We start from the raw sequence: 11,994 nt of genomic DNA, 5'->3' as shown, positions 1-11,994 counted from the left end.
TGAGTCTGTTTCTTTAAAGCTATTCAGGCAGCTTTAATGCCCGGTAGTATAAACTACTCATGTTGAATTTTGTTAAATTCAGACGTAAAAAAAGGGGCTTAAGCCCCTTTTTTTCAAACATATCTTAGCGACGCAGACCAAGACGCTTGATTAAGTCATGGTAACGCCCAAGATCTTTACCTTTCAGGTAATCTAAAAGCTTACGACGACGAGAAACCATACGCAAAAGACCACGACGGCTATGGTGATCGCCTTTGTGCTCTTTGAAGTGACCTTGAAGATGGTTAATAGAAGCACTTAAAAGTGCAACCTGAACTTCTGGTGAACCAGTATCACCTTCAACACGCGCATATTCAGCAACAATTGCTGCTTTAGTTTCAGCATTCAGAGACATAATTTTCTCCTGAGAGTTTAGATTTTAAGATGTGCCAGCCAATCTCTGATTCAGCCGACACGAGAAGCGGGGATTATAGAGAAATTAAAGGTGACAGGCAACAAAAGAATTCCTGCAAATCCGAGTTGATAAAAGCACCTTATGAACGGAAAACCACTAAACGTTTAGGGGCTATTTTCCCGTCATCATTCATTTCTCCAACACCAATAAATATTCTCTCATCACCCTTCGTTAAGCGAAGTTGTGTTTTATCCGGAGCATCCAAAATCTGGACGGCCTGCCCTTTCTGAACCATCTCGGCTAATTCAGGGATGAGATTCACTTCAGGCAATGACTGTACAGCAGTATCTGCAGGCAGAAGTAAGGGATCAAGCAAATTCTTTGGGGGTTCTTCCTTTTGCTGAGCCTCCTGAAGTAAGGACTCCAGCTCACAAAGCGTGATCATTTTCTCCGCCGGATACTGTGCGACTGCTGTTCTGCGTAACTTGATAACATGCGCGCCACAACCAAGCATTTCCCCAAGATCATCGACAATCGTTCGGATATAGGTACCTTTTGAGCAATGAATATCCATTTCTACTTCATCATGCTCAAAACGAATCAGATTCGCCTCATAAACTGTAATTTTTCGGGACTCCCGCGGAACGTCAATCCCTTCTCTGGCATATTCATACAAAGGACGTCCCTGATATTTTAGTGCCGAAAACATAGAAGGCACCTGATCAGTTTCCCCTCTGAATTGGTCAATACATTGATCCAACTGCTCCGGCGTCACATCTACAGAACGTTCCTGGATTACTTCGCCATCCGAGTCAGAAGTATTGGTTCTGATCCCCAGTCTGGCGACAACCCGATAACGCTTATCAGAATCGAGAAGAAACTGAGAGAATTTGGTTGCTTCACCCAAACATATTGGCAGCATGCCAGTTGCCAGTGGATCCAACGCACCGGTATGGCCAGCTTTTTCAGCAAAGTAAATACGCTTAACTTTTTGTAAAGCATCATTCGAAGAAATGCCTTCCGGCTTATCTAAGAGCAAAATACCATCAACCGGACGCCCTTTACGACGACGAGCCATTATTCATCTTCTCCCTGAGATTGATCTTTTTTACGCAAGTCATCACTGACAGCCTGGGTCACCAGATTAGACATCCGCATCCCTTCAACGAGCGTATCATCATATACAAACCGGATTTCAGGTGTCAGACGTAACCGAATTTTCTTTCCAAGCATCATCCGTATATGGGCTTCATGCTCTTTTAAAGCCTTTAAACAGCTTTCCGGTGTTTGCTCGCCAGTACATAAAAAAGTCACATATACTTTAGCAACTGCTAAATCCCGGGATACTTTTACTTCTGAGATAGTAACCATTCCCAGGCGGGAGTCCCTTACATCTCTTTGTAAAATCATCGCTAATTCTTTTTGCAGCTGCTGCGAAACACGCTGCGTACGACTAAAATCTTTTGACATTTTCTTCTCTTATATACAGAAAGAATGGGGGGATGGAAAACCAGCCCCCCATGGTGTATTCAACAACCAATACTGTCTTGAAACAACTATCGATTAATCATCAATTGAACGTTTTACTTCAACAGTTTCAAATACTTCAATCTGGTCACCAACGCGAACATCATTATAGTTCTTAACGCCGATACCACATTCATATCCGCTCTTCACTTCAGGAACATCATCTTTAAAGCGACGTAAAGACTCAAGCTCACCTTCAAAAATAACCACATTCTCACGCAATACCCGGATAGGATTATTTCGCTTGATCAATCCCTCTGTAACCATACAGCCGGCAATTGCACCAATTTTTGGTGAACGGAATACATCACGAACTTCAGCCAGACCAATAATTTCCTGCTTAAACTCAGGAGCAAGCATACCACTCATGGCTTGTTTCACTTCATCGATCAACTGATAGATGATCGAATAGTAACGTAAGTCCAGATTTTCAGCTTCAATGGTCTTCCGCGCAGATGCATCAGCACGAACATTAAAGCCTAATACGATTGCTTCAGATGCTGCAGCCAAAGTTGCATCAGTTTCTGTGATACCACCAACACCTGAACCCACAATGTTGATTTTGACTTCATCTGTTGACAACTTCAGAAGTGCATCACTAATCGCTTCAACAGAACCCTGAACATCGGCCTTAAGCACAACGTTCAGCTCAGCGACTTCACCAGCAGCCATGTTCGAGAACATATTCTCCAGCTTCGCTTTCTGCTGACGCGCCAGCTTCACCTCACGGAATTTACCCTGACGATAGTTTGCAACTTCACGGGCTTTACGCTCATCACGAACAACTGTCGCTTCATCACCAGCAGCTGGAACACCAGAAAGGCCTAAAACTTCTACAGGAATCGAAGGACCCGCCTGAAGCACTTCATTGCCTAATTCATCCCGCATCGCTCTGACCCGGCCGTACTCCTGACCACAAAGTAAAATATCACCTTTGTGTAAAGTACCCGCCTGAACCAAAATAGTTGCAACAGGTCCACGTCCCTTATCAAGACGAGACTCAACAACGACACCTGACCCCATTCCATCTTCAATCGCTTTCAGTTCAAGAACTTCAGCCTGAAGAAGGATCGCTTCCAGAAGAGCGTCAATGTTTGTACCCTGTTTCGCAGAAATATGAACAAACATATTATCACCACCCCACTCTTCAGGGATGATGTCATACTGTGCCAGTTCATTTTTCACATTATCAGGATTCGCTTCTTCCTTATCGATTTTGTTAACGGCAACAATCAAAGGAACGTTTGCCGCTTTTGAGTGCTGGATCGCCTCGATTGTCTGTGGCATGACACCATCATCAGCTGCAACCACCAGAACAACAATATCTGTCGCCTGAGCACCACGCGCACGCATTGCAGTAAACGCTGCGTGTCCCGGAGTATCCAGAAAAGTGATCATGCCATTGTCTGTTTCAACATGATACGCACCGATATGCTGAGTAATCCCACCAGCTTCTCCCGACGCAACATGCGCGCGTCGAATATAATCCAGTGTAGATGTTTTACCATGGTCAACGTGACCCATAATTGTCACAACTGGTGCTCTGGAAACTGCTTCAGCATCATTATCACGATCAGAAAGAACAGCCTCTTCCAGCTCATTTTCTTTCCGCAGGATAACTTTATGTCCCATTTCTTCAGCAACTAACTGAGCCGTTTCCTGATCAATCACCTGATTAATGGTTGCCATCGCACCCATTTTCATCATGACTTTTATGACTTCAGTCGCTTTTACTGACATTTTCTGAGCTAATTCTGAAAGAACAATTGTTTCACCGACAACAACGTCTTGCTTAGCTACAGTGGCATTTTTATCAAACCCTTGTTGCATTGACGAAGGTTTTGATATTTTGCCTTTACGTTTTGTTCTGTTACCACGAGAACGATTGGTGTTCTTGTCCTGGTTTTGATCATCAGAAGCTTTCTTCTTCACCTTAGCACGACGACGTCCTTCTTCACGGCGGTCTGCTTCATCTTCGGCTTCCTGGGCATAGCGCGAAGTCGTTACATGGTAATCTGTATATTCTTCTTCCATATCACCTTTATTCTCTTCTGCAGCAGACCAACGCTCTTGATTTTTTTCAGCCAATTGACGAGCTTCTTCAAGCTGACGCTGACTATCTTCCTCAGCTTTACGCTTCAACTCTTCTTCCTGACGACGCCTCAGTTCTTCGGCTTCTCTTCGCGCTGCCTCTTGCTTCAATTTATCTTCATCAGAAAGCGCTGCTTTCTGCTTACTATGTTCACGATTCACTTTATCTTCAGCTGCACGTTCTGCTTTTTCTTCAGCTTCACGTTCTGCTTTTTCTTCAGCTTCACGTTTTGCTCTTTCTTCAGCTTCACGTTTTGCTTTTTCTTCAGCTTCACGTTTTGCTTTTTCTTCGGCTTCACGCTTCGCTTTTTCTTCAGCTTCACGCACCGCTTTCTCTTCAGCTTCTAACCTTGCTTTTTCTTCAGCTTCAGCTTCACGCTTTTCTTCTTCGATTGTACTACGCTTAACATACGTTCGTTTTTTGCGCACTTCAACCTGAACATTCTTACTTTTACCACCACCCGCATTTACGCTTAACGTACTTCGGGTCTTTCGCTGTAATGTTAAACGAGTTGGCTCATTTTTAGGTGACGCCTCTCCATGTTCTTTGCGAAGAAAAGTCAGAAGTTTCTGCTTCTCATCCTCAGTCACATGATCTGTACTTGTTTTGGCCATTCCTGCGTCAGCAAGTTGCTCTAATAAGCGGTCAATAGGTGTACCAATTTCTTCACTCAGTGCTTTGACTGTAAGTTGTGTCATACCGCTTCCTCCCCTTGCTGAAATTACGCGTCTTCGCCAAACCAACAGATGTTACGTGCTGCCATAATTAACTCTCCGGCACGCTCTTCTGTCAGTCCTTCAATATTTTCAAGGTCATCAATACCTTGATCTGCTAAGTCTTCCAATGTAACTACACCCTTAGCTGCCAGCTTAAATGCCAGCTCACGCTCTAACCCTTCAAGTCCTAAGAGATCTTCCGCAGGTTCTTTACCATCAAAAGACTCTTCCTGAGCCAGTGCAATTGTGGTCAATGAATCTTTAGCACGAGCTCTTAACTCTTCAACTAAATCTTCATCTAATCCATCGATTTCAAGTAATTCATTCACTGGTACGTAAGCGATCTCTTCTAAAGTAGAGAAACCTTCTTCAACAAGCAATTCTGCAAAGTCCTGCTCGATATCAAGGTATTTAACAAACGTCTCAATAGACTCCAACGATTCTTCCTGATGTTTTTTCTGTAGATCTTCTACAGTCATCACGTTCAATTCCCAGCCAGTTAACTGAGATGCTAAACGAACATTTTGTCCGCTACGTCCAATTGCCTGCGCTAAGTTTTCAGCTTCAACAGCGATATCCATTGAATGTGCGTCTTCATCGACAATAATAGACGCTACATCAGCCGGAGCCATTGCATTAATAACAAACTGAGCAGGATTGTCATCCCACAAAACGATATCAATACGTTCTCCACCGAGCTCTCCGGATACAGCCTGAACACGTGCACCACGCATCCCGACACATGCACCCACGGGATCAATTCTCTTATCATTGGTTTTTACTGCAATTTTCGCTCTTGAACCCGGATCTCTTGATGCACCTTTCAGTTCAATCAGTTCTTCTCCGATTTCAGGAACTTCAACCCGGAAAAGCTCAGCCAGCATTTCTGGTTTAGAACGCGTTATAAATAGCTGGAAACCACGCGCTTCAGGTCTTACTGCAAACAATAAACCTCTGACACGATCTCCCGGCCGGAAATTTTCTCTGGGAAGCTGGTCTTCACGAAGAATAACTGCTTCAGCATTATTTCCCAAATCCAGAATGATTGAATCCCGGCTTACTTTTTTGACAACACCAGTGACTAATTCACCTTCATTATCAATAAATTGTTCAACAACTTGAGCACGTTCAGCTTCTCGCACTTTCTGTACGATAACCTGCTTTGCCGTTTGCGTAGTAATTCTGTCAAAAGTTACTGATTCTATCTGTTCTTCCATGAAGTCGCCTAACTCAATAGAGTCATCATCAAAACTGGCAGCTTCAAATGAAATCTCTTTTGTTGGACTTTGAACTTCTTCTACAACCAGCCACCGGCGAAATGTTTCAAACTCTCCTGATTTCCGGTCGATCGCAACACGGACATCAATATCTATTTCATATTTCTTCTTGGTTGATGTTGCCAACGCAATTTCAAGTGCTTCAAATATACGCTCACGAGGTACAGCTTTCTCATTTGAAACAGCTTCAACTACCGCTAAAATTTCTTTACTCATTATTTCCAGCCTCTTTAAGACTTAAAATTTGGGAATCAGATTAGCTTTTGAAATATTGCTAAGCGCAAATTGTTCATTCTGCCCATCAATCGTAATCACAATGGTTTCTCCATCAACAGACTGGATAACACCTTTCCATTTACGGCGATTTTCAACTGCCATTTTCAAAACGATATTTACTTCGTGACCGATAAATTGTTCATAGTGCCCGGCATTAAATAGAGGTCGATCAATACCCGGAGAAGAAACTTCAAGGTTATAAGCCACTGAAATTGGGTCTTCAACATCAAGTACCGCACTAACCTGGCGACTCACTTCCGCACAATCATCTACAGTAATACCGTTTTCATGATCAATATAGATACGAAGCGTTGAGTGCGCTCCAGCACGAATAAACTCCAATCCCACCAGCTCATAGCCAGATGCAATTACTGGTGCCTGAAGCAACTCAGTTAATTGTCTTTCTAAACCAGTCATTCAAACAACTCCAGAAACAAAAAAAGGGCTTTCAGCCCAATTTCAATTCCAAGCATCATCTAACTTTTTGATTTTTCAGAAACATCAATACAAATGTATCAAATCAAAAATTCAGATATTAAAAAACCCCGATAGCCGGGGTTTCTAATATGCTGGACCCTAAGGTTGGATTTTTGAATCCAACAAGAGCACTACAAAAATTCAGTACCCTCAAACCTGTAACCAACATTTTATATTATTATTGGTTGCGGGGGCCGGATTTGAACCGACGACCTTCGGGTTATGAGCCCGACGAGCTACCAAGCTGCTCCACCCCGCGTCCGACTGAGACAGCATTATACGCTTGCCTTCATCTTTTACAAGTTTGTAAACAATGGTGCCGAGAGAGGGACTCGAACCCTCACACCATAGGCGCTAGCACCTCATGCTAGTGTGTCTACCAATTTCACCATCTCGGCAAATCTATCTTTATTGTGGGATATCTTCGCTGCTATCCGATTTATTGGAATTAACAGGAATCTCACCAATATCATCAGTTTTTGGGCTCTCTTTAACCACCTCGCCTGATTCACCAGACGTTGGGTTAGTCCATTGAGACTTTGCCTTATGCGTAGACAAATTACCAAGAATTAAACTAACGACTAAAAATACAACAGCAAAAAAAGCAGTCATCCGGGTCAAAAAATTACCAGAGCCACCGGAGCCAAATACTGTATTTGAGGCACCAGCACCGAATGAGGCTCCCATATCTGCGCCTTTACCTTGTTGAATCAACACTAAGCCAATAATAGCAACTGCTGCCAGCAGGTAAATCACAAGTAGAGCAGAAAACATATCATCCACCTATGTTTTAAATTGTTGAGCCAGCAATATTCTCATTTTTATTATAGAATAAAGCCAGCGACTCCCCTCTGGAAGTGGACGCAATACTAACGGAAGGATTTACAACTAGCAAGAGATGATGACACTTTTTTTTAAATCTCATACTTAAACGGCTAAAAAAAGCACATTCGTTCATATCATTTTGAAAGGGAGGATAAATTACATTAAATCCTCCCAAGAAATGGGCAGTTATGAGCAACAATTTTGGATGACATCAACGATGCGTTGTGCTGATAATTCAACCTGTTCCTTATCTTCTCCTTCTACCATGACCCGAAGTAAAGGCTCTGTTCCGGATTTTCTCAAAAGTACCCGACCTTTATCGCCCAGTTCTTTCTCAATAACCAATACAATATTTTTTACATCAGGGGCTTCAAGAGGATTAACTTCCCCCTGGAAGGAGATATTTTTTAGGACCTGTGGAAAAAGCCTCATTCCATCAGATAACTCACTCAGGGACTTATGACTATCGACAAGTGCAGCCAGGACCTGAAGGGAAGCAACAATTGCATCTCCGGTTGTAACTTTGTCTAACAGAATTACATGTCCTGAATTCTCTGCTCCAATTTTCCACTCATTTTCCAATAACTTGTCCATAACATAACGATCACCTACAGCTGCACGGACAAAAGGAATACCCAGCTCTTTTAGTCCAACTTCCATACCCAGATTGGACATAAGAGTGCCAACAACGCCACCATGTAATTGACCTTTTCTCTTCAAATCCCGGGCAATCATATAAGCAATCTGGTCACCATCTACTTTACGGCCTTTTTCATCAACCATAATAATTCTGTCACCATCACCATCAAATGCTAATCCCAGGTGAGCATTTTCTTCCAATACCCGGGCCTGAAGCTGTCTAATATCTGTAGCGCCAACTTTATCATTAATATTCAAACCATTGGGTTCTACACCGATAGCAACAACTTCAGCACCAAGCTCTTGAAAAACATTTGGAGCAATGTGATAAGTTGCACCATGAGCACAATCAACAACTATTTTTAACCCGGTTAAGCTATATTCTGATGGGAATGTACTTTTACAAAACTCAATATATCTTCCTGCTGCATCATTTAACCGGGCTGCTTTACCCAATTGAGCTGAAGGAACACATTCAATCTCTTTACTTAACTCTTGCTCAATTTCTAATTCAATACTGTCCGGGAGTTTTTGTCCTTCAGATGAAAAAAACTTAATACCATTGTCGTCATAAGGATTGTGAGACGCAGAAATAACAATACCGGCCTCAGCTCTGAATGTTTGAGTCAGATAAGCAACCGCAGGTGTTGGCATAGGACCGGTAAAAGTGGCTTGTAAGCCGGCTGCAGCTAAACCTGCTTCAAGAGCAGATTCAAGCATATACCCTGAGATCCTCGTATCTTTTCCAATAATAACTTTTTTACTTCCCTGCTTAGCCAGAACCCGTCCGGCAGCCCAGCCCAACTTCATTACAAAGTCAGGTGTGATAGGGAATTGTCCAACTTTTCCCCGAACGCCATCAGTCCCAAAATATTGTCGTTGATCAGACATAAAAATTCCTTTGCTTATTATTGATTGTATTTCATCATTTGAACTATTTTCATTGCCTCAACTGTCTGCTCAACATCATGCACCCTCACGATATGAGCACCTTTCATCATAGCTACCGAGGCACCAACAACACTGGAAATCGTACATTCTTCAGGGAGTTTATTAAGGTACTTATAAAACATCGATTTTCTGGAAAGGCCAGCCAAAAGCGGATATCCCAGCTCATGAAATTTTTCAAAATTTGCCAGTAAATGATAGTTATGTTCTAAGGTCTTACCAAAACCAAACCCGGGATCAATCATAATATTCTCTTGTTTGATCCCTTTTTGAAGACAAATATTGATTCTTTGCTGCAGGAATGCACAGACTTCATCGTAAATATCGTTGTAGCTGATATTGGTCTGCATATTCTGAGGATTCCCCTTCATATGCATCAAACAAACAGGAATGTTTGCTTCAGCAACAATATCTATAGCCCCCGGTTCCTGGAGCGCTCTGACATCATTGATAAGATCTGCACCAACATCAATCGACTGTTTCATGACTTCAGGTTTGCTTGTATCTACAGAAACACAAACTTTGTATTTTTCTTTTATCGCCTTAACAACAGGTACAACACGGCGAAGTTCTTCTTCTAATGAGACATCAACTGCACCCGGTCGGGTCGACTCACCTCCGACATCAATAACAGAGGCCCCGGCCCTTATCATTGACTCCGCGTGCTTCAACGCTTTTTCTGTAGAGCAATAGTATTTTCCACCGTCAGAAAAAGAATCAGGCGTTGTATTTAAAATACCCATAATGTGTGGATACGATAAATCTAACATTCCCATTGATGTTTGAGTTTTCATTTGGTTTTCCATAACGACAAAAGCCCCGAGGTAACCCGGGGCTTCACTAATATAACTAATTATTCGTCTCGAGAAGTGGTGTTACTCTCTGACTCTTTCTCATCAGATGAAGAGTTTGATTCCGATTCATCATTTTCTGATTTCTCACCGGATTTATTCTTATCCTGGGCCACCTGATCCTGCTCAACCCAACCAGCAGGATCCCGGATATCTTCTTTACGATCCATTAAATCATCAATCTGACCCGCATCAATCGTTTCATACTTCATCAATGCATCTTTCATCGAATGCATAATATCCATATTATCAACAAGGATAGCTTTTGCCCGCTCATAATTTCTGTCAATGATTTTTCGAATCTCATCATCAATTAATTTAGCGGTATCGTCAGACATATGCTTTGTTTTGGTTACACTACGCCCCAGAAAAACTTCACCCTCTTCTTCCGTGTAAAGTAAAGGACCCAATTTTTCTGAAAATCCCCATTGCGTTACCATTTTACGGGCAATGTCAGTTGCTCGCTCAATATCATTAGATGCACCAGTTGAAACTTTATCAACGCCATAAATCAGCTCTTCTGCAAGACGTCCACCGTACAGGCTGGAAATCATCGATTCGAGATGTTGGCGTGACATACTAATTCTGTCCTGCTCAGGGAGATACATTGTCACCCCTAAAGCACGCCCCCGGGGAATAATTGATACTTTATAAACCGGATCATGTTCAGGGACCAGACGCCCGACAATCGCGTGACCAGCTTCATGGTAAGCCGTCGACTCTTTCGTCTCTTCAGACATAACCATAGAGCGGCGCTCTGCACCCATCATGATTTTGTCTTTTGCCAGTTCAAATTCAACCATGGAAACATTTCTCTTATTTCCACGGGCTGCGAACAAAGCAGCTTCATTCACCAGGTTGGCTAAATCCGCACCGGAAAATCCGGGAGTTCCACGGGCAATCAAAGAAGCATCCACATCTCCGGCTACCGGAACTTTTCTCATATGAACTTTCAGGATCTGCTCTCGTCCCCTGACATCCGGCAATCCAACCACAACTTGACGGTCAAAACGTCCGGGACGCAGAAGTGCAGGGTCAAGTACGTCAGGACGGTTCGTTGCAGCAATAACAATAATTCCTTCATGCCCTTCAAATCCATCCATTTCAACCAGCATCTGGTTTAATGTCTGCTCACGTTCATCATGGCCACCACCGACACCAGCACCACGCTGACGACCCACAGCATCAATTTCATCAATGAAAATAATGCAGGGTGAAGCCTTCTTCGCCTGCTCAAACATATCACGAACACGCGAAGCACCAACACCAACAAACATTTCGACGAAGTCTGAACCCGAGATAGTAAAGAACGGAACCTTAGCCTCACCGGCAATAGCTTTTGCCAAAAGAGTCTTACCTGTACCTGGAGGACCAACCATTAAAACACCAGTTGGGATTTTACCACCAAGTTTTTGGAAACGACTGGGATCACGTAAATAATCAACTAATTCTTTTACGTCTTCTTTTGCTTCATCACAACCAGCGACATCGCTAAACGTCGTTTTTATTTGCTCTTCTGTCATCATCCGGGCTTTACTTTTCCCAAATGACATTGCGCCTTTACCACCGCCACCTTGCATCTGTCTCATAAAGAAGATCCAGACACCAATTAACAAGATCATCGGGAACCAGGAAATAAAAATAGTTCCTAATAAACTCTGCTCTTCAGGAGGTGTTCCCTGAACTTTTACATTCTGGTTAATCAGGTCATCAAGAAGTTTTTGGTCATAAACAGGCATATAGGTAACGTAGCGCGCACTACTTCCCCTGCGGGTAAAAGTGATCTCACTATCCTTAAACTGCGCATCCTGAATCTGACCTTGTCCGACTTCTTTCACAAAAGTTGTATAATCAATCGCTCTTCCACTGCTGTCTCCTGGTCCAAAACTTTGGAATACAGACATTAAAACAACAGCGATAACAAGCCATAATATTAGATTTTTTGCCATATCACTCAAGGTGTAAGCCTCGC

General features: G+C 42.8%; 10 protein-coding genes and 2 tRNA genes. All 12 read right to left on the bottom strand.

Going from position 1 to position 11,994, the window contains the following annotated elements:
- Nucleotides 1–124: 124 nt before the first annotated feature.
- Nucleotides 125–394 (bottom strand): 30S ribosomal protein S15, encoded by a 270-nt coding sequence (rpsO, locus tag OC443_RS04105; protein ID WP_073580183.1) that lies wholly within the window; start codon nucleotides 392–394, stop codon nucleotides 125–127.
- A 139-nt stretch (nucleotides 395–533) separates the two neighbouring features.
- Nucleotides 534–1,472, bottom strand: coding sequence for a tRNA pseudouridine(55) synthase TruB (gene truB / locus OC443_RS04100; protein WP_073580184.1), 939 nt, complete (start codon nucleotides 1,470–1,472; stop codon nucleotides 534–536).
- On the bottom strand, nucleotides 1,472–1,864 hold the full coding sequence (rbfA, locus tag OC443_RS04095) for a 30S ribosome-binding factor RbfA (protein ID WP_073580185.1): 393 nt from the start codon (nucleotides 1,862–1,864) through the stop codon (nucleotides 1,472–1,474). Before rbfA ends, truB begins: the two co-directional genes overlap by 1 nt.
- A gap of 93 nt (nucleotides 1,865–1,957) precedes the next feature.
- Nucleotides 1,958–4,711 (bottom strand): translation initiation factor IF-2, encoded by a 2,754-nt coding sequence (infB, locus tag OC443_RS04090; protein ID WP_073580186.1) that lies wholly within the window; start codon nucleotides 4,709–4,711, stop codon nucleotides 1,958–1,960.
- 23 nt (nucleotides 4,712–4,734) lie between these two features.
- Nucleotides 4,735–6,222 (bottom strand): transcription termination factor NusA, encoded by a 1,488-nt coding sequence (gene nusA, locus OC443_RS04085; protein WP_073580187.1) that lies wholly within the window; start codon nucleotides 6,220–6,222, stop codon nucleotides 4,735–4,737.
- 21 nt (nucleotides 6,223–6,243) lie between these two features.
- On the bottom strand, nucleotides 6,244–6,699 hold the full coding sequence (gene rimP, locus OC443_RS04080) for a ribosome maturation factor RimP (protein ID WP_073580188.1): 456 nt from the start codon (nucleotides 6,697–6,699) through the stop codon (nucleotides 6,244–6,246).
- A 242-nt stretch (nucleotides 6,700–6,941) separates the two neighbouring features.
- A tRNA-Met gene (locus OC443_RS04075) sits at nucleotides 6,942–7,018 on the bottom strand.
- A 55-nt stretch (nucleotides 7,019–7,073) separates the two neighbouring features.
- Nucleotides 7,074–7,157 (bottom strand) — tRNA-Leu (locus OC443_RS04070).
- Between the two features lie 10 nt (nucleotides 7,158–7,167).
- On the bottom strand, nucleotides 7,168–7,533 hold the full coding sequence (gene secG, locus OC443_RS04065; RefSeq protein ID WP_073580189.1) for a preprotein translocase subunit SecG: 366 nt from the start codon (nucleotides 7,531–7,533) through the stop codon (nucleotides 7,168–7,170).
- A gap of 237 nt (nucleotides 7,534–7,770) precedes the next feature.
- Nucleotides 7,771–9,114, bottom strand: a complete 1,344-nt coding sequence (glmM, locus tag OC443_RS04060; protein WP_073580190.1) for a phosphoglucosamine mutase — start codon at nucleotides 9,112–9,114, stop codon at nucleotides 7,771–7,773.
- A 17-nt stretch (nucleotides 9,115–9,131) separates the two neighbouring features.
- Complete coding sequence (folP, locus tag OC443_RS04055) at nucleotides 9,132–9,965, bottom strand: dihydropteroate synthase (protein WP_073580191.1); 834 nt, start codon at nucleotides 9,963–9,965, stop codon at nucleotides 9,132–9,134.
- Nucleotides 9,966–10,024: 59 nt separating this feature from the next.
- Nucleotides 10,025–11,980: an ATP-dependent zinc metalloprotease FtsH gene (ftsH, locus tag OC443_RS04050; protein WP_073580192.1), complete on the bottom strand. Its 1,956-nt coding sequence runs from the start codon at nucleotides 11,978–11,980 to the stop codon at nucleotides 10,025–10,027.
- Between the last annotated feature and the right edge of the window lie 14 nt (nucleotides 11,981–11,994).

Origin of the sequence: Vibrio quintilis, assembly GCF_024529975.1 — a bacterium.
Lineage (GTDB): Bacteria > Pseudomonadota > Gammaproteobacteria > Enterobacterales > Vibrionaceae > Vibrio > Vibrio quintilis.
Note: the sequence above shows the minus strand (reverse complement) of the source record. Positions and strands in the feature narration are given on the sequence as shown.

What these genes read in the sequence shown, in the direction of transcription:
- rpsO (WP_073580183.1), bottom strand. Translation starts at nt 394, where the DNA reads ATGTCTCTGAATGCTGAAACTAAAGCAGCAATTGTTGCTGAATATGCG.
- truB (WP_073580184.1), bottom strand. Translation starts at nt 1,472, where the DNA reads ATGGCTCGTCGTCGTAAAGGGCGTCCGGTTGATGGTATTTTGCTCTTA.
- rbfA (WP_073580185.1), bottom strand. Translation starts at nt 1,864, where the DNA reads ATGTCAAAAGATTTTAGTCGTACGCAGCGTGTTTCGCAGCAGCTGCAA.
- infB (WP_073580186.1), bottom strand. Translation starts at nt 4,711, where the DNA reads ATGACACAACTTACAGTCAAAGCACTGAGTGAAGAAATTGGTACACCT.
- nusA (WP_073580187.1), bottom strand. Translation starts at nt 6,222, where the DNA reads ATGAGTAAAGAAATTTTAGCGGTAGTTGAAGCTGTTTCAAATGAGAAA.
- rimP (WP_073580188.1), bottom strand. Translation starts at nt 6,699, where the DNA reads ATGACTGGTTTAGAAAGACAATTAACTGAGTTGCTTCAGGCACCAGTA.
- secG (WP_073580189.1), bottom strand. Translation starts at nt 7,533, where the DNA reads ATGTTTTCTGCTCTACTTGTGATTTACCTGCTGGCAGCAGTTGCTATT.
- glmM (WP_073580190.1), bottom strand. Translation starts at nt 9,114, where the DNA reads ATGTCTGATCAACGACAATATTTTGGGACTGATGGCGTTCGGGGAAAA.
- folP (WP_073580191.1), bottom strand. Translation starts at nt 9,965, where the DNA reads ATGAAAACTCAAACATCAATGGGAATGTTAGATTTATCGTATCCACAC.